The following is a 20,055-nucleotide window of genomic DNA, read 5'->3' as shown; positions in this document are numbered from 1 at the left end:
GTCCTGGGCGGCGTGGTCGGCGCCGGCATCGGCGCGGCCGTGGGCCATGCCCACGACCAGTACAAGTGCGACCAGCGCGGTCCGTACTTCGCCTATGACGAGACCATCCCCTATCGGGAGGACGAAGGCTTCCGCACCCCGCGCTACTCCGAGTACCAGCGGATGGGCTGCCGCCTGGCGACCGCCCCGGTGGACTCCGACGGCCGCGACTACCGCTATGTGCGGGTCTGCCCCGATCCGGACGGCCGCTACCGCATCGTCGGCTAACCGCCGCGAGGCCTGAGACTTCGGAAGCCGCCCTTCGGGGCGGCTTCTTTTTTGGCTCAGCGCTTCTTGGCGAGCGGGTGCTTGGAGGCGACCACCTCGCGCAAGCGGTCGGAGGCCACGTGGGTGTAGATCTGGGTGGTGGCGATGTCGGCGTGGCCCAGCAGCTTCTGAACCACGCGCAGATCGGCGCCGCCTTCCAGCAGGTGGGTCGCAAAGGCGTGGCGCAGCACGTGCGGGCTGACGCGGGCCGGATCGACGCCGGCGGCGGCGGCGGCCTCGTCCAGCAGCTGGGCGAAGCGGCGCGGGGTGATGCGGCCGGTCTTGCCGCGCGAGGCGAACAGCCAGGGGTTGGCCTTGTCGGCTTTCCCGAGGAACTGCGGGCGGACCGCCAGATAGGCCTTCACGGCGGTGCGGGCCGCGTTGTTGAGCGGCGCGAGCCGGTCCTTGCCGCCCTTGCCCTTGACGATGAGGTACGCCGGATCGCGGGCCAGCGCGGCCAGCGGCAGGGCGGTGAGCTCTGAAATCCGCAGGCCGGAGGCATAGGCGAGCTCCACCATGCAGGCGAGCCGCAGGCCCTGGGCGCCGTCGCGCTGGCCGGCGGCCGCGATCAGGCGGTCCATCTCCTCGCGCGACAGCACCTTGGGCAAAGGGCGGCCCTTCCTGGGCGCCTCGACCCGGCGGGCAGGATCGTCGGCGCGCCAACCCTCGCCCAGCACGAAACGGTAGAATTGGCGCAGCGAGGCGCGCCGGCGGGCGGCGGTGGCCGGCGACAGGGCCCGGGCCCCCAGCGACCGGAAGTAGGCCTCGATGTCCTCGGCCGAGGCGCTCGCGAGGTCGCGGCCCTGGCCGGCCAGGAAGCCGGCCGCATCGGCGAGGTCGCGGCCGTAGGCCGACAGCGTGTTCCGAGCCGCGGCGCGCTCGACCGCCATCATCTCCAGGAAGGCCTCCGCCCAGGATGCCCCCTGCCCGCTCATCTCAGGCCCACGAGTCCTTCCAGGGTGAAGGCGCGGGCGTCGCGTTCGAAGCCGGCCTCGCGCAGGGCCCGGACGATGCGGGCGCGATCGGCGGGAGCCGGGCCGGCGGGGCCGGCCTCGGCGCAGGTCCACAGCGCGAGCATCGCGGTCTCGCCCATCCGCTTGCGCAGGCCCGCGGCGTCGAGCGCGATATCGCGCATCACCGGGGCGCGCCCCTCGCGCACGGGAAGCGCGCCGAGCGCCAGGCCGGGCCAGGTCTCATAGGCCGCCAGCAGGACAAGGGCCGCCTCGTCGCGTTCGCGGGTCTTCGGGTCCTTGCCGGTCGAGGCCTTGAGGGCGGCCAGCGCATCGTCGGGACGAATGGGCTTCCCGTTGGCGATCGCCTCGGCGAAGGGCAGCAGGTAGGCCGGCAGGCCGGAGACGTCGATGGCCGGCTCGGCGGGATTGCCCGACGCCAGGGCGGCGGCGACCGCCGGTGACGGCTTGGCCTGGCTGAGGTCCAGGCCGAGGTTGCGCGACAGCGCATAGTCCAGGCCGTTGCGCAGCGAGGGCGCGCCGGGACTACCGCCGCCGGCCAGCTTGGCGCCCATCAGCCGGGCGAAGGCGGCGTCCTTGGCCTGGCTCTGGGCGAGGTCGAAGGTGAGCTGCGCCGCAGCGGTCTGGCCGGCCACCGCCTGGCAATAGGTGCGCAGACGAACCCAGTAGATGTCGTCGCGCCCCGCGGTGAGCGCCGCCTCGATGCGGCAGGCGCGATCGTCCTGGCCGGCCAGCAGGGCGCTTTCGGCGGCCACGCGGGCGAGGTCCGGATCGCGGTCGAGGCCGGGCGCGCGGGCGAGGACGGCGGCGGCCCCGCGCGGATCGCCCTGCGCCATGAGCGCCCCGGCGCGGCCGGCGACCAGGGCCGGATCCTGGCCGGCGCCCTCGGGACCCGGCGCGCCGGTCGCCAGCACCCGGCGGGCGAGCGCCGCGGCGGCGGGCGACAGCGGCCGATCGGCCAGCAGCGGCAGCACCGCCCTGACCACCTGCAGCGAGGTCCCGCGCCACAACGTCGGCGGCAGGCCGGTGTCGCGGACCGCCGTCGAGAAGGCGTCGGGGGCGGCCAGCTCGGTGACCTCGACGGGCTGCAGGGGCGCGGCTGAGGCCGGCGGCGGGGGCGCGGGCGCACGCGGCGCGGTGGAGACCGCGCCATCGGGAGCCCCGGGGGGCGTCACGGACGGCGTCGCGGCGGGCTGGGCGCGGGCGGCGAGCGGCGCGGCGCCGAGGATCAGGGCGGCGAGGGCCGCGGGGACTCGGGACATGGGGCGAGCATACTTGGCCCGCGAAGTTGGCGCGAGCGGGGCGCCTCGTGTAAGCCTTGGCCGTCCATGGACCGCTATGAACCGCTTCGCCGCCGCACCATCGCCCTCGTGGGCCTGATGGGCGTGGGGAAGTCGAGCGTCGGCCGCCGGCTGGCCAATGCGCTCTCCCTCCCGTTCCGCGACGCCGACGCCGAGGTGGAGGCCGCCGCCGGCCGCTCCATCCCCGACATCTTCAGCGAGCTGGGCGAGGCGGCGTTCCGCGAGGGCGAGCGGCGCGTGATCGCGCGCCTGCTGGAGGGCGCCCCACACGTGCTGGCGACCGGCGGCGGCGCCTTCATGAACCCGGAGACCCGCAAGCTGCTCAAGTCGCAAGCCGTCTCGGTCTGGCTGAAGACCGACCTCGACGTGCTGGCGCGCCGCGTGTCGCGCAAGACCACCCGGCCCCTGATCGTCGATCGCGATCCGATGGAGGTGCTGACCGCGCAGGCCGAGACGCGCTATCCGGTCTATGGCGAGGCCGACGTGGTGGTGGAGACCGGCGACGCGCCGCACCACACGACGGTCGACCAGGTGATCCGGGCGCTATCGGCCTATCACGCGGCGCACGCCCAATGAGCCGCGCCATCGCCGTGGGCCTGGGCGCGCGCGCCTATGAGGTGGTGGTCGGCGCGGGCCTGATCGCCGAGGCCGGCGCCCGCCTCGCGCCGCATCTCAGACGACAGCGCCTGGCCGTGGTCAGCGACGAGACCGTCTGGGCCCTGCACGGCGCGCGGCTGAGCGCGTCGCTGCAAGCGGCCGGCGTGGCCGTACTTCCCATCGTCATCGCGCCGGGCGAGCAGGCCAAGAGCTTCGCCGGCCTGGCCGAGCTTATCGACCGGTTGCTGGAACTCGAGCTCGACCGTGGCGACGTGATCGCCGCGTTCGGCGGCGGGGTGGTGGGCGACCTCGCGGGCTTCGCCGCGGCGATCTACAAGCGCGGCATAGATTTCGTGCAGATCCCCACGACCCTGCTGGCCCAGGTGGATTCCTCGGTGGGCGGCAAGACCGCCATCGATGTGGCCGCGGGCAAGAACCTGGTGGGCGCCTTCCACCAGCCGCGGCTGGTGCTGGCCGACCTGGACGTGCTGGCGAGCCTCCCCGATCGCGAGATGCGGGCGGGCTACGCCGAGGTGATCAAATACGGCCTCTTGGGCGACTTCGGCTTCTTCGAATGGCTGGAGGCCCATGGCGATGAGGTGCTCGCGCGCGAGCCGCAGGCGCTGAGCCGCGCCGTCGGGCGTTGCGTGCAGATGAAGGCTGAGATCGTCGCCGAGGACGAGACCGAACAGGGCCGCCGCGCGCTGCTCAACCTCGGCCATACGTTCGGCCACGCCCTGGAGGCCGAGACCGGCTTCGGCGCGGTCCTTCTGCACGGCGAGGCGGTGGCGGCGGGCCAGGCGATGGCGTTCCGCTTCTCCGCCGCCCAGGGCCTTTGCCGGGCGCAGGACGCGGTGCGCGCCGAGCGCGCCATCGCCGCGGCGGGCCTGCCGACCACGCTCGGCGACGTGGCCGGCCATCCATTCGCCGCCGACCGGCTGGTGGCGCACATGGCGCAGGACAAGAAGGCGCAGGGCGGGCGGCTGACCTTCATCCTGGCGCGCGGGATCGGCGAGGCCTTCGTGGCCCGCGACGTCGACGCCGGCCAGGTGCGGGGCTTCCTGCTGGCCGAGGGGGCGACGCCGTGACCGCGATCCTGGCGCTGGCGCCCATCGTCTTCGGCCTCCTGGCGCTGTCGGCGATCTTCTCGGCGGCGGAGACGGCGCTGACCGGCGCCAGCCGCGCCCGCATGCACCAGCTGGAGCGCGACGGCGACGGCGCGGCCCGGCGGGTCAACAAGCTGCTCTCCGACCAGGAGACGATGATCGGCTCGGTGCTGCTGGGCAACAACCTGATCAACATCCTGGCCTCGGCCCTGGCCACCCAGGTAATGACCCGGGCCATCCCCGGCGCCTGGGGCGTGGCCGCGGCGACCGCGCTGATGACCGTGCTGGTGCTGGTGTTCGCCGAAGTGTTGCCCAAGACCCTGGCCATCGTGCGCTCCGACGACGTGGCGCGGTTCCTGTCGGCGCCGGCCCTGGTGGTGGTGCGGATCTGCGGCCCGATCATCTATGCGATCCAGTGGGTGATCCGAAAGACGCTGCGCCTGTTCGGGATCGAGCTGTCCATGGAGATGGACGTGCTGGCCGCCCACGAGGAGATCCGCGGCGCGGTCGAGTACCACCACTCCGAGGGTCTGGTGGAGACCGACGACCGCTGGATGCTGGGCGGGGTGCTGGACCTGACCCATCTGGACGTCAGCGAGGTGATGGTCCACCGCACGGCGATCGCCATGATCGACGCCGACCTGCCCTCGCGCAAGGTGGTGACCGAGGCGCTGGACAGCCCGCACACCCGACTGCCGCTCTACCGCGGCGACACCGAGAACATCGTCGGCGTGCTGCACGTGAAGGACCTGCTGCAGGCCATGGCCGACGCCGACGGCGACATGGACCAGCTGGCCATCGGCGAGATCATGCGCGAGCCGTGGTTCGTGCCGGAGACCACCAGCCTGAAGGACCAGCTCGCCGCCTTCCTGAAGCGCAAGACCCACTTCGCCCTGGTTGTGGACGAGTATGGCGCGCTGGAGGGCCTGGTGACGCTGGAGGACATCCTCGAGGAGATCGTCGGCGAGATCGAGGACGAGTACGACATCGACGAGGCCGACGTGAAGGCGGGCCCCGACGGGACCGTCTCGGTGGACGGCTCGGTGACCATCCGCGAGCTCAACCGGGCGCTCAACTGGGACCTGCCGGACGACGAGGCGGTGACCGTGGCGGGCCTGTTGATCAACGAGGCCCAGACCATCCCCAAGGTCGGCCAGACCTTCACCATCTGCCGCCACCAATTCCGCGTCACCGGCCGCAAGGGCAACCAGATCACCCGCCTGGAGATCGCCCCGGCGGGCCCACGGTAGAGAGGCGCGCGCGGACTTTCGACCCCTCGGCGCGGCCTGCGGAACCTTGGCTGTAAAAAATGCGTTTAGTTAAGCTTGCTTCCTCGGGGGATCGGCCATTCTATGCGCGCCGAGGGCGGCCAATCTGGGGGCTTACGCCATTACAAACGTGATCAAGACGCCCATGCGGGCTGACCTGTCGGGCGCCGTGTCCCGGCCCGTGCTGGAGTGGACGCAATGACGAACGCCAAGCTCAATGGACTGCGCGTGCTCGTGGTCGAAGACGAGATGATGGTGTCCATGCTGATCGAGGACATGCTGGGCGAACTCGGGTGCGAGGTCGTGGGTCCGGCGTCACGGCTGGACGAGGCCATGGAACTGGCCCGCAGCGCCGTCATCGACTGCGCGGTGCTCGACGTGAACCTGGGCGGCCAGCCGATCTTCCCGCTGGCGGACCTGCTGCGCGAGCGCGGCGCGCCGTTTGCCTTCGCGACGGGTTATGGGGACGCGGGCCTTCGCGACGTGGACCGGGGCTCGCCGGTGCTGCAGAAGCCGTTCCGCGAGGGTGACCTGGCCCGGGTGCTCACCGAGCTGCAGGCCGCGGTCAGCTAGCTAGAGGTAGCTGAACACCGCCGCCTGCATGGTCACCACCAGCATGGCGATGGAGCTGGCGAGCGCCGCCAGGGGCAGGATGAGTTTCACGTTCCGTCTCCTAGATAGGATCACGGAAATGGGAGCGAGCTTGACCCTGCGCCAGGGGTGGCGACCCCCAGTTTTCGTTACATCGCCGTAAGGGCCGCTAGCAGCTTGTCCGGGGTGATCGGATAGTCGCGCACGCGGACGCCGCAGGCGTTGTAGATGGCGTTGGCCACGGCCGCCCCGGCGCCGGAGATGCCGAGCTCGCCCACGCCCTTGATGCCCATGGGATTGGCCTTGTCGTCCACCTCGTCGAGCATGATGGCGTCGAGCTCGCCGATGTCGGCCTGCACCGGCACCAGGTAGCTCGCCAGGTCCTGGTTGATCAGCGAGCCGTAGCGCGGATCCACCGCATTTCCCTCGGTGAGCGCCGAGGCGACGCCCCAGATCATCCCGCCGGTGAGCTGGCTCCTGGCGGTCTTCCAGTTGAGGATGCGGCCGGCCGCGAAGACGCCGAGCATGCGCCGCGTGCGCACCTCGCCGGTGACGGTGTCGACGCCCACCTCGACATAATGGGCCCCGTAGGTGTGCGAGCTCCACTGGCTGGCGTCGGCCGCGGGGCGGACCTCGCCATCGGCGGTCAGGCCCTCGGGCCGGTTGCGCCGGATCAGGTCCGACAGTCGCTCTGAACGGTTGGCGATCGCGATGACGCCGTCCTGGAAGGTGACCTGGGCCGCGTCGCCGCCGCTGAGCGGCGAGGAGGGATCGTTGACCGCGATCTCGGCGATCGCCTTCCTGAGGTTCATACCGGCGTCGAGGGCCGCGGAACCGGCGGTGGCGGCGCCGAACTGGCCGCCGGAGCCAGGGGCCGGCGGCAGCTCGCTATCGCCGATCTCCACGCGGACGTCGCCGAGCGGCACGCCCAGGGTCTCGGCGGCGATCTGGGCCAGCACCGTATAGGTGCCGGTGCCAATGTCGGTCATGCCCTGCTTGACGGTGATCACACCCTCGGCGTCGACCGTGAAGCTCGCCTTGGCGGGCAGGAGGAAGTTGCCGCGGATGGCCGCGGCCATGCCCATGCCGACCAGCCAGCGGCCGTCGCGCACCTGGCCGGGCCGGGGCAGGCGGCGGTCCCAGCCGAACAGCTGGGCGCCCTCGCGCATGCAGCGGACCAGCTGGCGGATGGAGAACGGCTTGCCGGTCTCCGGATCGGTCTCCGGCTCGTTGAGGATGCGCAGTTCGACGGGATCGATGCCCAACTTCTCGGCCAGCTCGTCCATGGCGACCTCGAGGCTCAGCGTGCCGGAGGCCTCGCCAGGCGCGCGCATGGCGCTGGCGACCGGCAGGTCGAGGCGGACCAGGCGGTGGCCGGTCAGCCGGTTCGGCGCGGCGTAGAGGTTGCGCGCGAAGTTCGAGGCGTGCTCGGTGAAGTTGCCGCGCCGGTCGCAATGGGTGGTGGTCATCAGGCTCATGGCGGTGAGCCGGCCGTCGGGCGTGGCCCCCAGCCGGACCCGCTGCTCGGTGGCCGGACGGTGCACGGTGCCGTGCATCATCTGCTGGCGGGAGAGCGCGACCTTCACCGGCCGTCCGAGTTCGCGGGCCGCCAGCGAGGCCAGCACCAGGTCCTCGTAGAAAGAACCCTTGCCGCCGAAGCCGCCGCCCACATAGCGGGTCAACAGGCGCACGGACTTGTGCGGCATCATCAGGGTCTCGGCGAGCGAGTTCTGGGCGAACCGCACCATCTGCACCGAGGTGTGGACCGTCAGCTGGTCGCCGTCCCACCAGGCCGTCGTGGCGCAGGGCTCCATCTGGCAGTGGTTCTGCAGGGGCGTGCGCCAGACGTCGTCGAGGGTCACCGGCGCGGCGGCGAAGGCTTTCTCGAAATCCCCGATCTCGACGTCGGATTCGCCGGGCGGTTGGACGCCCTCGGCGAAGTGGTCGTGGAAGGTCACCGCCTTGGCGGCGTCGTCCTCGAAGGCGAGTTTCACCAGGGCCGCGCCCGCCTGGGCGTTCTCCAGGGTGTCGGCGACCACCACGGCGACCTGCTGGCCGAAGTAATAGACGCGGTCCGATTCCAGCGCCGGCCTGGGCGAGGGGGTGAAGAAGTCGTAGCGCGCGGGGCGTGGACCCTGGGCGGGGGCGTTCTTGTAGGTCCAGACCAGCAGCACGCCGGGCGAGGCTTCGGCCTCGGCGGTGTCGACGGCGGTGATCCGCCCGCGGGCGATGGGGGCGGAGACCAGCACGCCATAGGCCGGCGGCGCGGGTGGCTCCACTTCATAGGCGTAGGGCGCCGTGCCGGTGACCTTCAGCGGGCCTTCGTAGCGGTCGACGGCCTTGCCGATATTGCCGGCCTTGTTCTCCTTGACCGGATTGCTCGTGGCTTCCCAGTCGATGACGGAGCTCATGCGCCCCTCCCTTGCTCGCCGGCCTGCGCGATGGCCGCCGGGACCAGGCGGCGGACGAGGTTGATCTTGAAGCCGTTGCGGCCGTTCTCGCTGGCGCCTGCGAGCTCGCGCCCGATGGCCTCGGCGGGCGAGGCGCCGGCGGCCAGCGCGGCCTCCGCGTCTGCCGCCCGCCAGGGTTTGTGCGCCACCGCGCCCAGCGCGATCCTGCCCCCGGCCACCGCGACACTGGCCAGGCCCGCTGCATAGGAGGCCCGGTCGCGGACCTTGCGATAGACCTGGCCGCCCTTGGGCGGCGGCGGCAGCACCACCGCGGTGATCAGCTCGCCCGGGACCAGATGGGTCTCCACCTGCGGCGTTTCGCCGGGCAGGCGGTGCAGCTCCATCAGCGGGAAGCTGCGCGCCGAACCCGACGGCGACAGCGTCTCCACCGTGGCGTCGAGGGCGACCAGGGCCACGGCCATGTCCGAGGGATGGGTGGCGATGCAGGCGTGGCTGGCGCCGAAGATCGCGGAGTTGCGGTTGAGGCCCTCGAGCGCCCCGCAGCCGGAGCCGGGCGCGCGCTTATTGCAGGGCTTGGTGGTGTCGTAGAAATAGGCGCAGCGGGTGCGTTGCAGCAGGTTGCCGCCGGTGGTGGCCTTGTTGCGCAGCTGGCCCGAGCCGCCAGCGACGATGGCCTGCGTCAGCACCGGATAGCGCGCGCGGACGCGGGCGTCGGCGGCCACATGGCTGTTGGTGGCCATGGCGCCGATCCGCAGACCGCCGTCGGCCGTCTCCTCAAGCCCCGCCAGCGGCAGGCGCCCGACGTCGATCAGGTGCGCCGGATGCTCGATCTCCAGCTTCATCAGATCCAGCAGGTTGGTGCCCCCGGCCAGGAACTTGGCGTTCGGCGTGTCGGCGGCGGCCTTCACCGCGGCCTGGGCGTCGGCGGCGCGCTCGTAGGTGAACGGCCTCATGCCATCTCTCCGGCCGCGGACTTGATGGCCGCGACGATCTGCGGATAGGCCGAGCAGCGGCAGATGTTGCCGCTCATCCGCTCGCGCAACTCATCGTCGGTGAGGGTGATCTTGCCGGTCAGGTCCGTGGTCTCCTGGCTGGGCCAGTTCTCGGCGACCTCGCTCAGCATGCCGATCGCCGAACAGATCTGGCCGGGCGTGCAGTAGCCGCACTGGAAGGCGTCCTCCGTGAGGAAGGCGACCTGCATCGGATGCAGCTTCTCCACCGTGCCGACGCCCTCGATGGTGGTGACCTGGTCGCCATCGTGCATGACCGCCAGCGACAGGCAGGAATTGATCCTCACCCCGTTCACCAGGACCGTGCAGGCGCCGCACTGGCCATGGTCGCAGCCCTTCTTGGAGCCGGTCAGCTTGAGGTGCTCGCGCAGCGCATCGAGAAGCGTGGTGCGGGGATCGAGGTCGAGCGCCCTCGCCTCCCCGTTGACGGTGATGGTGGTCTTCAAGTCGCCTCCCGGAAGCCCGCTCATCCCGGCGAACGCCGGGACCCAGATGGAAGAACTCAGACGCGGGCTCGATGAGCGCCGCGCGGATCCAACCCGACCCAGACCGTCCGATCTGGGTCCCGGCCTTCGCCGGGACGAGCGGATTGAAACGTCCGTTTTAGTCTAGCCTCTAGCTCTCGCCCGGCGCCAGCGCCTTGACCGACAAAGCGTGCACCGGGCCAGCGAGCTCCTGCGCCAGCGCCCGATAGACCATCCGCTGGCGGGCGACCTTGGGCTGGCCCTGGAAGGCCTCAGCCTCGATGGTCACGTTGAAGTGGCTCTCGCCGCCGGGCCGCGCGCCCTCATGGCCGTGATGCCGCGCGGAATCGTCCTGCACCTCCAGCCGCAGGGGCCGGAACGCGGAGGTCAGCTTGTCGTGGATGGCGTCGAGTGTAGCGCCCATCGGCTCAATCTTCAATTCTTGAACGGGAGTTCTCTCCCCCCATACTTGGCCCATGCCCGGCGCGTTTCAATACAGGCCCAAGTTCGTCGATATCCGCGTCAAGCCGCCCAAGGCGGACGACCCGCGGGAGACCGACGTCAACGCGCTGAAACCCGGCGAGCGGCCGTGCGATCACGCGGGCTGCCGGCGGGCGGCCACGGCGCGGGCGCCCAAGTCGCGCGACATGATGAACGACCACTACTGGTTCTGTCAGGACCACGCCGCCGAGTACAATCGCAACTGGAACTTCTTCGCGGGCATGAGCGAGGGCGAGGTGCGGGCCTTCCAGAAGGACGAGCTGTTCGGCGGCGGCCGTCCCACCTGGGAGATGAAGGCCGGCAAATATTCCCGGGAGGCGGCCAGCTTCCAGCACAAGTTCCGCCGGGGCGAGGGCTACCGCGATCCCTTCGACCTGTTCGGCCGCGGCGGGGCCCAGGCCCAGACCCGCGTCGCCGAGCCGGAGGCGCGGCTGCTGGGCAAGCTGGAGCGCAATGCGCTGGCCGAGCTCGATCTGGACGTCAACGCCGATGGGCCGAGGATCCGCAGCCGCTACACCGAGCTGGTGCGCCGCCTGCACCCGGACGCCAACGGCGGCGACCGGGCCGGCGAGAACCGCCTGCAGAAGGTGATCCGCGCCTACCAGACCCTGCGCAAGGCCGGGATGGTCTAGCGACCGCCTATGTCGGGAACATCACTCGTCGGGGGGCGTTTGGGATTTTTGGTTGATCGAGCATGTCCGAAGCCGCCCTTAATCCTGGTTCCGAAGCCCGAGTCCTGGTCGTCGAAGACGAGTCGGCGATCTGCGAGTTGCTGTCCGACATGCTGGAGACGGAGGGCTTCAAGGCCCACTGCGTCCAGACCGACCGCGGCGCCTATGACGCCCTGCAGCACGACCGCAGTTACGCCTGCATGATCGTCGACGTGAACCTGGGATCTGGCACCACGGGCTATGACGTGGCGCGCTTCGCCCGACAGATCGATCCCGCCCTGCCGGTGATCTTCGTCAGCGGCCAGACTTCGCCGGCCTCCTTCAAGGCCAATAGCGTGGCGGGCAGCCTGTTCCTCGCCAAGCCCTTCACCGCCGCCGAGCTGCTGGAGCGCGTGCGGATGCTGGTCGGCGACAACGACGACTGAGTGTCGCACTCAATCGACGACGCGGGCCGCCTTCAGCTCCGCCTGGGCCGCGTCGAACTCGGCGCGGAAACCCGGCGTCTCCAGCAGCTTGACCACCAGCACCGTCCCCAGCGTCTGGCCGGCCCCGATGTCGCGCCGATAGTGGGCGCCGCAGACTAGCCGGTTCTCCGCATAGTCGGAGGCCCGCGCCAGGATCGCCTGGGCCTTCGGCGGATCCAGCCGGACCAGCGCGCCTGCCGCCGCATAGGCCATGGTCGCGTGGCCCGAGGGATAGGCGCTCTTGGCCGCATCGTCCCCGTGCGGGCATCCGACGATGCTCGGGTCGGCCGCCCACGGACGGGTGCGCTTGAAGAAGGCCTTGGCGCGCTTGGCGGCCAGGCTGTCCTCGGCGCGCAGGTCCTTGAACAGCGCCGCGGTCGCGGGAAGCCGATCGAGCTGGAAGCCCGGACCCATCACCTCGGCGAAGGCGATCACGCTCTCGTCCTCGTCGTCGCGCCGGGCGCGCGCCAGGGCCTGTGGCGAGCGGTCGGCCTGGATGCGGTGTAGCTCCGCGAGCTCGGCGAGCGCGGCCGGCGAGCCGTCCGGCGGCGGCGGCGGCAGAAGCTGGGCGGGGTTGAGCGCCTCGGCCGACAGGAACTTGCTGACGGCCGCGGGCTCGGCGGCCGCCGGCCCCGGCTGGGCGTTCGCCGCCCCCAGCCCCGCCACGAACGCCGCGACCCCGGCAAAGGCGATCAGGGTTTGCTTCATCTCGTGGTCTCCGCGGGGCTAGCGTGGGCTGTCCGGATCAGAAGTTGAGCCGCAGGGTCAGCTGGGCGCTCCGCTCGGGCTGGAAGTAGTACTGGTCGCCCGGGCCGATGACGTTGCCCTTCGAGCCCGGGGTGATCTTGGTGATCTTCTGGCTGTCGAGCAGGTTGTAGATCGCCGCCTCGGCGCGCCAGCGGCCGAAGTTGCGCACCACCGTCAGGTCGACGTTGGAATAGGAGCCGATCTTGAAGTTGGAGGGCTGGCCCTCGTTGGCCCACTGCTCGCCGACCACCTTGTCGGTGAGCGAGATCGACCAATCCCCGGGCTTCCAGATGACGCCCGCCGCGGCCGTCCACTTGGGCGCACCGGCGATCTGCAGCCCGCCGGTGATCACCACCGGCACGCCGGCGATGGTGGTCGCCCCGCCCTTGGCCTTGGCGCTGTTCACCGAACCGTTGACGAAGACGAAGGCGTTGTCCTGCATCTGCACCGTCGCCTCGGCCTCGGCGCCCTTGTAGACCGCGCCGCCGAGGTTGAAGAACACCGTCTCGCCGGCCTGGGGCGTCCCCACGGCCCCGGTCACCGATTGGAATTTATTCTTGAACTCAATGTAGTAGACGTCGGCATCGACGGTGATCAGGCCGCCGTGGAAGACCGTGCCGATCTGATAGTTGGTGCTCTCCTGCGGCTTCTCGGCGGAGGGGTCGGGGATCTGCACCTGCAGGGTCGACAGCGGCGGCGTCAGGAAGCCGGTGGCGTACTGGGCGTAGGCCGACCAGTTCTCGCGGATGCGGTAGTTGGCCGTCAGGAAGTAGAGCGTCTTGGTCCAGGTGGCCGAGTCGATCAGCTGGGTGCCCGAGCCCTGGTTGATCGGCGAATTCAGGTTGCGCTCGAAGTGGACGTACTTGAGGCCCGGCGTGACGGTGAGGTCACTCGTCACCTTCCATTCGAAGTCGACGAAGGGCTCGTACTGGTCCCAGGTCGAGCCCTGGATGTAGTTGATGAACGATGCCGCCCCGCGATTGCAGATCACGCCCGGCTGCAGCTTCGGACAGGTTTCCTTGAAGTCCAGCGTCCGGGCCGTCAGGTCGAAGTCGAGGCGGGCGCGCTTGGTCTTCGAGGTCTCCCACCACAGGCCGGCCTTCAGCTCGCCGAACGGCAGGTCCTGGGTCAGCCGGGCGATGTCGCCGTACACATGGTAGTAGTTGAGCTTGAAATAGCCCGGGATGTCACCGGCCGGGATCGCCTTGTCGACGGCGGCCGTGCCGGTCACGTCCTGCGGCGAAAGCGTGTGGTTGGAATAGTAGTAGCTGTAGAGCGTGTTCTCGAGATGCAGGCTCGAGGTGATGTCGCCGTTCAGCCGCGCATAGCCGAAATTAGTGTGCTTCTTGACCGTGTTGTAGCCGGTGAAGGAGGGGCTCGTCGGATCGTTGTTGAGGGCGAAATTCTTCCCGAATTTGGCCACCTGGGCGAGCGTCGCGCCATTGTTGTCGTCCTGGAATACGCGCGTGTAGTTGTAGGTGTCGAAGAGGGTCACGCTCCAGCTGTCGGTGATCGGCGTGACCGTCCGGACCAGCAGGTTAGCGCCCTGAGCGGCGGAATAGGTGAGGTAGCCGTCGGTGCGCAGGGCCGAGACGTCCACCAGCGCGCGGGTGCCATGCAGCAGGTCCGAGGGACCGGTGTTGACCTTGACCACCGCCTGGGCGCTGTTCCACGAGCCGTAGGTCAGGGCCGCCGAACCGCCGAACGCCTCGGCCACCTCCGGCGAGAAGATGTTGATCGAGCCGCCGAAGCTCGCCTGGCCGAGCTGGCCGGCCGTGCCCGGGCCGCGGTCAACCACCACGGCCCCGATCGTCGCCGCCGGGAAGAAGGAGGTGGAATGGTGGGTCGGGTCGTTGGTGTCGCCAAACGGAATGCCGTCATAGGTGACGTTGTACTGGCCGTCCGAGAACCCCCGCAGCGTGGTCTTGGCTTCGTAGAAGCCCGGACCGTTTTGGCTCATCCCGGACATCGAGGGCGCCAGCAGGACCACCTCGGTGTAGTCGGCGGTCTGGGGTACGAACTGGTCGATGGTTTCGCGGGTGACGATGGCCTGGGGCTCGGTGGCCTCCAGCGAGGCCTTCACCGGCGCTGCGGCGGCCGCGCCCGTGACGCCCACCACCGTCAGCTCCTCGACGCGGACCCCGTAGTCGGCCTTCTCCTCGGTCGGCGTCGCCGCCGCCGCGGCTTCGGCGGCAAGGGCGGGGTGAGCGACGAGCCCCGCCGTCAGCGCCAGGACAGATGCCGCGCAGACGCGGCCGGCGGTCGCCCGCATGATCGATGACATAAAATCCCCCATCCACCGGCGGGCGCGAGGGGCTTCCCCGAGTGTCGTCCGCAGGACCTGGGAATTCGTATCGAGGATCGGCGCGACGCTTCGGTCTCGGTTTCATTTCGCCGATACGAAGAGTTGGCGACGGATTCTTGACCGGCGTCTGGACGATCTCGGCGAGGCCTGGCGGGGGGTCTGCGGCGCCGAAGGGGCTCCCCCTGTGCGGCGACGCGGTCTAGTCAGGTGGCCGGGACGATGACCGAGCTGATCTTGCCCCCACCGCTGATCGAGGACGCCGCGCGGCGCCGGGCCTTCCTGGCGGGCTGGGCGGCGATCGCGGTGTTCATAGTCCTGCAGACCACCGCCAACGCCTTTTCCGACCTGAGCGACTTCCCGCGGCTCGATCCGCGCGAGCCGTTCATCTGGGAATATACCAGCGGGGCGGTGGTGATCGCGCTGGTCCCGGCGCTCGGGTGGCTGCTGCGCCTCGCCCCGCCCGGCGCCGGCCGCTGGGCCCGCTTCGCCCTGGTGCACCTGACCGGCAGCGTCGGATTCAGCTTCGCGCACGTCGGCAGCTTCGTCCTGTTGCGGAAGGGGCTCTACGCCCTGGCCGGCGCGCACTACGGGGGCGCCGACTGGCTCTACGAATACCGCAAGGACCTCGTCGCCTATTTCGGCTTCGTGCTGATCCTGGCGCTCGCCGACTGGGCTGCGCGGCTGTGGGCCGCGAGCCGCGCGCCGGCCGAGGGATCCAGGCTCTATCACCTGCGCGACGGCGCCCGGGTGGTGCGCGTGCCGATGACGGAGATCGTCGCCGTCACCTCGGCCCGCAACTACGTGGAGTTCCATCTGGCGGGCGGCAGGAAGCCGCTGGTGCGCGAGACGCTCGCCAAGGTGGAGGCCGATCTCGCCGGCGCGGGTTTCCTGCGCACCCACCGCTCCTGGCTGGTCAATCCGGCCCATGTGCGCAGCGTGACGCCCGCGGCGGCGGGGGACTTCCGGCTCGAGCTCGATGGTGGTCTGAGCGTCCCCCTGTCGCGGCGATTCCCGGCCGCCCTGGAGCGCCTGCGCACGCCGGACCAACCGCTGGTCCCGCTGAGCTAGCCGCCCGTCCCAGGCCGTCCCGGCGGGGCCGCCGCTCGTCCCGCGGCGCTCGACGCTGGACAGCGCCGCGGCATCCTGGGCTTCTCAGTTTCACGGGAGCGCCGAAAATGCTGCTCAAGACCAAGACCTTGCTGCTGGCCGCGGCCAGCGCCGCGCTGATGGCGTCGGGCGCCGCGCGAGCCGACGAATGGGGATCCTACGGCCGCGATCCGGCCGGCACGCGTTTCTCGCCCCTGACCCAGGTGACGCCCGCCAACGTCGCCGGACTGAAGCCCGCCTGGACCTTCCACACCGGCGACATCGCCGACGACAAACGGGGCCAGCGCACCGGTTTCGAGGCCACGCCGCTGTTCATCGACGGCAGGCTTTACGTCACAACGGGGCTCAACCGGATCATCGGGCTCGACCCGACCACCGGCCGGCAGCTCTGGGCCTACGATCCGAAGATCGACCGGACCGCCCGCTACGGCGACGGGCTGATCAACCGCGGGGTGGCGGCCTGGCGCGACGCCCAGTCCAAGGGCGCCTGCAAGCTGCGGCTCTACGAGGCGACGCTGGATGCGCGGCTGGTGTCGGTGGACGCCGCCACCGGCCAGCCCTGCCCGGGCTTCGGCGACCATGGCGAAGTCAGCCTGCGCGACGTGGCGCGCTATGAGCGCGGCGCCTACCACATGACGTCGCCGCCGATCGTGCTGGACGGCGTGGTGGTGGTGGGCTCGGCCATCAACGACAACTCCCGCGCCGACATGGCCGACGGCGTGGTCCGTGGCTTCGATGCCCGTTCCGGCAAGCTGCTGTGGTCGTGGGAGCCGCTGGAGAAACCCAAGGGCACGGCCGACAAGGACTGGAAGACCGGGGCCGGCAACGCCTGGTCGGTGCTGAGCGCCGACGCCAAGCGTCACCTGGTGCTGGTCCCGACCGGCAGCGCCAGCCCCGACTACTGGGGCGGCCTGCGCCCCGGCGACAACCGCTGGGCCAATTCGGTCGTGGCCCTGGACGTGAAGACCGGCAAGCTGCGGTGGGGCTTCCAGCTCGTGCACCACGACCTGTGGGACTACGACACCGCCGCGGCGCCCATGCTCACCGCCTTCCGCCTGCATGGCCGGATGACGCCCGCGGTCATCGCCGGCAACAAGACCGGCATGGTCTTCGCCCTCGACCCGGCGACCGGCAAGCCGGTGCTGCCGGTGGAGGAGCGGGCCGTGCCGCAGAGCACGCTCTATGGCGAGAAGAGCTCGCCCACCCAGCCGTTCCCCACCGCGACGCCGCCGCTGGTCCCGCAGGCGCTGTCGGCCAAGGATGCCTGGGCGATCTCCGACAGCGACCGGAAATGGTGCGCCGACCAGATCAACGCGATGAGCGGGACCTCCATGTTCTCGCCGCCCAGCGAGGCGGGGATCCTGGCCATTCCCGGCAACGTCGGGGGCATCAACTGGAGCGGCTTCGCCTGGGACGCCGGCGCGGGCCGGCTGATCGTCTCGGTGACCAACCTGCCGGCCAAGGTGCGGATGATCCCGGCCGCCAAGTTCGTGAAGGGCGACCGCGGCGACCTGCGCGCCGAGACCACCCTGCAGATGGGCACGCCCTACGCCATGAGCCGCGACTTTCTGCGCGCGCCCTCGGGCCTGCCCTGCATCAAGCCGCCGTTCGGCGAGCTGATGGCGGTGGACCTGGGGACCGGCACGATCGTCTGGCGCGCGCCGCTCGGATCGCTCGATGAGATCGCGCCCGGGGTCGGCAATATCGCCAAGGGCTCCATCGTGCTGGGCGGTCCGATCGTTACGGCCAGCGGGCTGATCTTCCAGGGCGGCACCATGGACAAGACGCTGCGCGCCTTCTCCACGGCCGATGGCAAGCTGTTGTGGAGCGGCGCCTTGCCGGCCAGCGCGCATGCCACGCCGATGACCTACGAGATCGGCGGCAAGCAGTATGTGGTGGTCGCGGCCGGCGGCTCGGCCAAGGTCGACCAGGAGACGCAGGGCGACGCGGTGGTGGCGTTTGCGCTGCCCTAGCGCGCCGCCGGCGCGCTAGGTTTTTCTGCGCGCATCCGGACGCAAAAGCGGTTTCCACTTTTGCTGGCTGTCGCTTTAGCGCGCTATTTGGTCCGGGCAGGCGGCGTATAGAGCTCGACCGGATTGCCTTCGGGGTCGGTGACGAAATAGGCGGTGTTGGGGATCACCTCGCGCACCGTCACCCCCTGGGCCTTCAGGTGGTCGGCGAGGCCCTTGGCGTCCGGCACGTCGAGGATCAGCCGGCCCATGGTGTTGGGGCCGACCGGGCGGTTGGGCGCCGAGAGCAGGGCCAGGATCGGGGCGCGGCTGTAGCCCACGAGGTACTCGAACGGCGCATCGCCGCGCTTGATGGTGTCGATCAGCTTCATGCCGAGCTTGTCGATGTACCAGGCCTTCTGGCCCTCCAGGTCGCGGACGTTGAAGCTCGAGCCCGCGATGCCGCGCGGCATGAGCTGGGCCGGGATCTCGGCCGCGGCCACGGTTGAAAGGCTCATCGCCAGGGCTCCCAGGAGCGCCATCGTCTTGATCATCGCCGTCCCCCAATTTGCGGAGGACTTATCACGCCGCGGCGAGCTTGGCCTCAAGGGTTGCGATGTCGGACAGGAACCAGACGGTGTTCCCGCGGTTGGATTCACGCACGAAGTCGCGCAAGGCGTCGCTGGCGGCGACGGCCTCGCGGATGTCGCCGAGGATGACTACCCGGCGTTGGTAGTTGACGAACTTCTGCAGGATCGCACCCGCAAGCCGGGTCTTGAGGTCCAGGAAGTCCGGGGTCAGCCGAGCGGTCGGGATCACCACCAGGCGCGCCTCGGCGCCGAAGGTCTCGCCCAGGACGTCGGCGGCGTCCCGCTCATCGGCGAGCGGAGGGCCGTGGGCGTCGACCAGCCAGGCGCGCACGCCGGCGATCTCGGTGACGCCGCCGCTCACGGCGCGGGCTCGCCCAGGAAGCCGAGGATTTCCTCGGTGAAGCCGCCCAGGAAGTGACCGGCCTCCGGGAGCCAGACGATGCGGGCCTGGGGACAGGCGCGGGCCAGCCGGCGGCGGCTGCCCGCCGAATCCAGCAGGGTGTCCTTGGCGCCCACGAACATGAGGACCGGCATGCGCAGGGTCGCGAGCTGGCGGTCGCTGAAGCGCCGCAGCGGATCGCGCCTGGGGATGAAGTGGGTATGGATCAGCCGCAGATAGGCCGCGATCGCGGGATGGATCTCACCGGCGCCGGCGACGCTGAGCAAGCGCTTACGGCCCGTTTCGCCGGTCAGGCGAAGCGCCGCACTCTGCAGCAGGAAGGAGAGCTTCACAGCCCCGATCCCGCCCGGCGCCAGCAGCACCAGCCGCTCGACCTTCTCAGGCCGGCGGATCGCGTAGTCGAGGGCGTGCCAGCCGCCCAGCGAATTGCCGATGAAAGCCGCCCGCGTGACGCCCAGGCCCGCCAGCACCTCGTCCAGCCAGGCCGCCGCCGCCCCGCCCTCGCGCGGCGCGCGCAGGGGTGCGCTCTCGCCCGGCTCGCCCGGCAGGTCGATGGCGTAGACGCGGAACCGCTCGGCCCAGGCCGGCACGTCGCCCATCCACATGGCGCTGTTGAAGCCTGCCCCGTGCAGCAGCACGAGCGGCGGGGCGGCCGGATCGCCGCTGGCGATCACGAAAGTCTCGCCCTGGCGCGTAGGGATCCGCAGCTCCTCGCGCGGGATCCGCCAGGCGTCGCGGAAGCGGCCGTAGGCGGCCTTCAGGGCCTGCTCGCCCTCGGCCGAGCGGTAGATGGCGCTCATGGTCCCTGGCTCAGCCAGAAGTTCAGAACCCGCAGCAGGGTGGCCACGTCATCGGGCGCCCCGACGATCACCACCTTCACGTGGCGCAGGGCGGGATCGTGGGCGACGTCGAGGCTCATGGGGCGCGGAGGCGTCTCGGCGCCCATCCGCGCGCTGGTGAGGAAGCTCGCCAGCCGCTGGGCGCGGTCCGGGGGAATGTCGGGCACGTCGACGATGGCGGTGACCCGCACGCCCGCCGCATTGGCGGAAGGCTGGAAGCCGCCGAAGGCCTCCAGTTCGGAGCGCAGGATGCGCCAGGACCGGCCGACCTTCACCGCGCGGACACGCCCCTCGCGGATGAACCGCAGCACGGTCTTGGGGTGCAGCTTCAGCCGCTCGGCGAACTGCTCGACGGTATAGACTTCTTCCGACATGCCGGACCTCGAATATTCCTTATTGATCCTAATTGCTCCACCTTATGGAGTCAAATATGCGCATTAGGGATCATTGCCGCACC

At 70.5% G+C, this 20,055-nt stretch carries 20 protein-coding genes and 1 pseudogene; 9 read left to right on the top strand and 12 right to left on the bottom strand.

The window, feature by feature from the left end; all coding sequences use genetic code 11:
• Nucleotides 1-267 (top strand): annotated as a pseudogene (locus tag VGT80_RS10115) (hypothetical protein); the annotation flags it as partial.
• Nucleotides 268-323: 56 nt separating this feature from the next.
• On the opposite strand, the gene VGT80_RS10110 reads toward VGT80_RS10115, so the two are convergent.
• Both VGT80_RS10110 and VGT80_RS10105 read right to left on the bottom strand, forming a co-directional pair.
• Nucleotides 324-1,241 (bottom strand): tyrosine recombinase, encoded by a 918-nt coding sequence (locus VGT80_RS10110; RefSeq protein ID WP_327455372.1) that lies wholly within the window; start codon nucleotides 1,239-1,241, stop codon nucleotides 324-326.
• Entirely contained in the window at nucleotides 1,238-2,539 is a 1,302-nt protein-coding gene (locus tag VGT80_RS10105; RefSeq protein ID WP_327455370.1) for a hypothetical protein, read from the bottom strand. The genes VGT80_RS10110 and VGT80_RS10105 overlap by 4 nt, the downstream gene beginning before the upstream one ends.
• 66 nt (nucleotides 2,540-2,605) lie before the next feature.
• Between VGT80_RS10105 and VGT80_RS10100 the strand changes: the two genes are divergently transcribed.
• From VGT80_RS10100 to VGT80_RS10085, 4 genes are all read left to right on the top strand, one after another.
• A complete protein-coding gene (locus VGT80_RS10100) occupies nucleotides 2,606-3,154 on the top strand; it encodes a shikimate kinase (RefSeq protein ID WP_327455368.1) in 549 nt (182 codons plus the stop codon).
• Nucleotides 3,151-4,263, top strand: coding sequence for a 3-dehydroquinate synthase (aroB, locus tag VGT80_RS10095; protein ID WP_327455366.1), 1,113 nt, complete (start codon nucleotides 3,151-3,153; stop codon nucleotides 4,261-4,263). Before VGT80_RS10100 ends, aroB begins: the two co-directional genes overlap by 4 nt.
• Nucleotides 4,260-5,531 (top strand): HlyC/CorC family transporter, encoded by a 1,272-nt coding sequence (locus VGT80_RS10090; protein ID WP_327455364.1) that lies wholly within the window; start codon nucleotides 4,260-4,262, stop codon nucleotides 5,529-5,531. The genes aroB and VGT80_RS10090 overlap by 4 nt, the downstream gene beginning before the upstream one ends.
• Before the next feature lie 216 nt (nucleotides 5,532-5,747).
• Nucleotides 5,748-6,122 carry a response regulator gene (locus VGT80_RS10085; RefSeq protein WP_327455362.1) on the top strand — a complete coding sequence of 125 codons (375 nt, stop codon included), beginning with the start codon at nucleotides 5,748-5,750 and terminating at the stop codon, nucleotides 6,120-6,122.
• Nucleotides 6,123-6,289: 167 nt separating this feature from the next.
• Here VGT80_RS10085 and VGT80_RS10080 read toward each other — a convergent pair whose 3' ends face one another.
• The 4 genes from VGT80_RS10080 to VGT80_RS10065 all read right to left on the bottom strand — a co-directional run bounded on the left by VGT80_RS10080 (nucleotide 6,290) and on the right by VGT80_RS10065 (nucleotide 10,449).
• Complete coding sequence (locus VGT80_RS10080; protein ID WP_327455360.1) at nucleotides 6,290-8,551, bottom strand: xanthine dehydrogenase family protein molybdopterin-binding subunit; 2,262 nt, start codon at nucleotides 8,549-8,551, stop codon at nucleotides 6,290-6,292.
• Nucleotides 8,548-9,504, bottom strand: a complete 957-nt coding sequence (locus VGT80_RS10075) for a xanthine dehydrogenase family protein subunit M (protein ID WP_327455358.1) — start codon at nucleotides 9,502-9,504, stop codon at nucleotides 8,548-8,550. Before VGT80_RS10075 ends, VGT80_RS10080 begins: the two co-directional genes overlap by 4 nt.
• Nucleotides 9,501-10,007, bottom strand: coding sequence for a 2Fe-2S iron-sulfur cluster-binding protein (locus tag VGT80_RS10070; protein WP_327455357.1), 507 nt, complete (start codon nucleotides 10,005-10,007; stop codon nucleotides 9,501-9,503). Before VGT80_RS10070 ends, VGT80_RS10075 begins: the two co-directional genes overlap by 4 nt.
• Nucleotides 10,008-10,176: 169 nt before the next feature.
• Nucleotides 10,177-10,449 (bottom strand): BolA family protein, encoded by a 273-nt coding sequence (locus VGT80_RS10065; RefSeq protein ID WP_327455355.1) that lies wholly within the window; start codon nucleotides 10,447-10,449, stop codon nucleotides 10,177-10,179.
• Between the two features lie 52 nt (nucleotides 10,450-10,501).
• Between VGT80_RS10065 and VGT80_RS10060 the strand changes: the two genes are divergently transcribed.
• Both VGT80_RS10060 and VGT80_RS10055 read left to right on the top strand, forming a co-directional pair.
• On the top strand, nucleotides 10,502-11,158 hold the full coding sequence (locus VGT80_RS10060; RefSeq protein ID WP_327455353.1) for a J domain-containing protein: 657 nt from the start codon (nucleotides 10,502-10,504) through the stop codon (nucleotides 11,156-11,158).
• A 62-nt stretch (nucleotides 11,159-11,220) separates the two neighbouring features.
• Nucleotides 11,221-11,622 carry a response regulator gene (locus VGT80_RS10055; RefSeq protein ID WP_327455351.1) on the top strand — a complete coding sequence of 134 codons (402 nt, stop codon included), beginning with the start codon at nucleotides 11,221-11,223 and terminating at the stop codon, nucleotides 11,620-11,622.
• Between the two features lie 9 nt (nucleotides 11,623-11,631).
• Here VGT80_RS10055 and VGT80_RS10050 read toward each other — a convergent pair whose 3' ends face one another.
• Nucleotides 11,632-12,369, bottom strand: coding sequence for a phosphatase PAP2 family protein (locus tag VGT80_RS10050; protein ID WP_327455349.1), 738 nt, complete (start codon nucleotides 12,367-12,369; stop codon nucleotides 11,632-11,634).
• A 37-nt stretch (nucleotides 12,370-12,406) separates the two neighbouring features.
• Nucleotides 12,407-14,692 carry a TonB-dependent receptor gene (locus tag VGT80_RS10045; protein ID WP_327455347.1) on the bottom strand — a complete coding sequence of 762 codons (2,286 nt, stop codon included), beginning with the start codon at nucleotides 14,690-14,692 and terminating at the stop codon, nucleotides 12,407-12,409.
• A gap of 240 nt (nucleotides 14,693-14,932) precedes the next feature.
• On the opposite strand from VGT80_RS10045, the gene VGT80_RS10040 reads away from it, so the two are divergent.
• Together VGT80_RS10040 and VGT80_RS10035 are read left to right on the top strand one after the other, a co-directional pair.
• Nucleotides 14,933-15,781 (top strand): LytTR family DNA-binding domain-containing protein, encoded by an 849-nt coding sequence (locus tag VGT80_RS10040; RefSeq protein ID WP_327455345.1) that lies wholly within the window; start codon nucleotides 14,933-14,935, stop codon nucleotides 15,779-15,781.
• Nucleotides 15,782-15,888: 107 nt separating this feature from the next.
• On the top strand, nucleotides 15,889-17,793 hold the full coding sequence (locus VGT80_RS10035; RefSeq protein ID WP_327455343.1) for a pyrroloquinoline quinone-dependent dehydrogenase: 1,905 nt from the start codon (nucleotides 15,889-15,891) through the stop codon (nucleotides 17,791-17,793).
• A gap of 83 nt (nucleotides 17,794-17,876) precedes the next feature.
• Here VGT80_RS10035 and VGT80_RS10030 read toward each other — a convergent pair whose 3' ends face one another.
• The 4 genes from VGT80_RS10030 to VGT80_RS10015 are packed head-to-tail and all read right to left on the bottom strand — an operon-like array spanning nucleotide 17,877 to nucleotide 19,972.
• The gene (locus VGT80_RS10030) at nucleotides 17,877-18,323 is read right to left on the bottom strand and encodes a VOC family protein (RefSeq protein ID WP_327455341.1); all 447 of its coding nucleotides are present in this window, start codon (nucleotides 18,321-18,323) and stop codon (nucleotides 17,877-17,879) included.
• Nucleotides 18,324-18,351: 28 nt separating this feature from the next.
• On the bottom strand, nucleotides 18,352-18,720 hold the full coding sequence (locus VGT80_RS10025; RefSeq protein ID WP_327455339.1) for a DUF4180 domain-containing protein: 369 nt from the start codon (nucleotides 18,718-18,720) through the stop codon (nucleotides 18,352-18,354).
• Entirely contained in the window at nucleotides 18,717-19,559 is an 843-nt protein-coding gene (locus tag VGT80_RS10020) for an alpha/beta fold hydrolase (RefSeq protein WP_327455337.1), read from the bottom strand. The genes VGT80_RS10025 and VGT80_RS10020 overlap by 4 nt, the downstream gene beginning before the upstream one ends.
• The gene (locus VGT80_RS10015; protein WP_327455335.1) at nucleotides 19,556-19,972 is read right to left on the bottom strand and encodes a helix-turn-helix domain-containing protein; all 417 of its coding nucleotides are present in this window, start codon (nucleotides 19,970-19,972) and stop codon (nucleotides 19,556-19,558) included. Before VGT80_RS10015 ends, VGT80_RS10020 begins: the two co-directional genes overlap by 4 nt.
• Nucleotides 19,973-20,055 lie beyond the last annotated feature (83 nt).

This window comes from Phenylobacterium sp., from assembly GCF_035944335.1.
In the GTDB taxonomy this organism is placed as follows: domain Bacteria; phylum Pseudomonadota; class Alphaproteobacteria; order Caulobacterales; family Caulobacteraceae; genus Phenylobacterium.
This window is presented reverse-complemented; position numbering and strand designations above follow the sequence as displayed.

Excerpts from the sequence above, each read along its gene's own strand:
- VGT80_RS10030 (WP_327455341.1), bottom strand. The coding sequence starts at position 18,323 with ATGATCAAGACGATGGCGCTCCTGGGAGCCCTGGCGATGAGCCTTTCA.
- VGT80_RS10110 (WP_327455372.1), bottom strand. The coding sequence starts at position 1,241 with ATGAGCGGGCAGGGGGCATCCTGGGCGGAGGCCTTCCTGGAGATGATG.
- aroB (WP_327455366.1), top strand. The coding sequence starts at position 3,151 with ATGAGCCGCGCCATCGCCGTGGGCCTGGGCGCGCGCGCCTATGAGGTG.
- VGT80_RS10085 (WP_327455362.1), top strand. The coding sequence starts at position 5,748 with ATGACGAACGCCAAGCTCAATGGACTGCGCGTGCTCGTGGTCGAAGAC.
- VGT80_RS10045 (WP_327455347.1), bottom strand. The coding sequence starts at position 14,692 with ATGTCATCGATCATGCGGGCGACCGCCGGCCGCGTCTGCGCGGCATCT.
- VGT80_RS10035 (WP_327455343.1), top strand. The coding sequence starts at position 15,889 with ATGCTGCTCAAGACCAAGACCTTGCTGCTGGCCGCGGCCAGCGCCGCG.
- VGT80_RS10020 (WP_327455337.1), bottom strand. The coding sequence starts at position 19,559 with ATGAGCGCCATCTACCGCTCGGCCGAGGGCGAGCAGGCCCTGAAGGCC.
- VGT80_RS10065 (WP_327455355.1), bottom strand. The coding sequence starts at position 10,449 with ATGGGCGCTACACTCGACGCCATCCACGACAAGCTGACCTCCGCGTTC.
- VGT80_RS10050 (WP_327455349.1), bottom strand. The coding sequence starts at position 12,369 with ATGAAGCAAACCCTGATCGCCTTTGCCGGGGTCGCGGCGTTCGTGGCG.
- VGT80_RS10100 (WP_327455368.1), top strand. The coding sequence starts at position 2,606 with ATGGACCGCTATGAACCGCTTCGCCGCCGCACCATCGCCCTCGTGGGC.
- VGT80_RS10060 (WP_327455353.1), top strand. The coding sequence starts at position 10,502 with ATGCCCGGCGCGTTTCAATACAGGCCCAAGTTCGTCGATATCCGCGTC.
- VGT80_RS10075 (WP_327455358.1), bottom strand. The coding sequence starts at position 9,504 with ATGAGGCCGTTCACCTACGAGCGCGCCGCCGACGCCCAGGCCGCGGTG.
- VGT80_RS10080 (WP_327455360.1), bottom strand. The coding sequence starts at position 8,551 with ATGAGCTCCGTCATCGACTGGGAAGCCACGAGCAATCCGGTCAAGGAG.
- VGT80_RS10105 (WP_327455370.1), bottom strand. The coding sequence starts at position 2,539 with ATGTCCCGAGTCCCCGCGGCCCTCGCCGCCCTGATCCTCGGCGCCGCG.
- VGT80_RS10040 (WP_327455345.1), top strand. The coding sequence starts at position 14,933 with ATGACCGAGCTGATCTTGCCCCCACCGCTGATCGAGGACGCCGCGCGG.
- VGT80_RS10015 (WP_327455335.1), bottom strand. The coding sequence starts at position 19,972 with ATGTCGGAAGAAGTCTATACCGTCGAGCAGTTCGCCGAGCGGCTGAAG.
- VGT80_RS10055 (WP_327455351.1), top strand. The coding sequence starts at position 11,221 with ATGTCCGAAGCCGCCCTTAATCCTGGTTCCGAAGCCCGAGTCCTGGTC.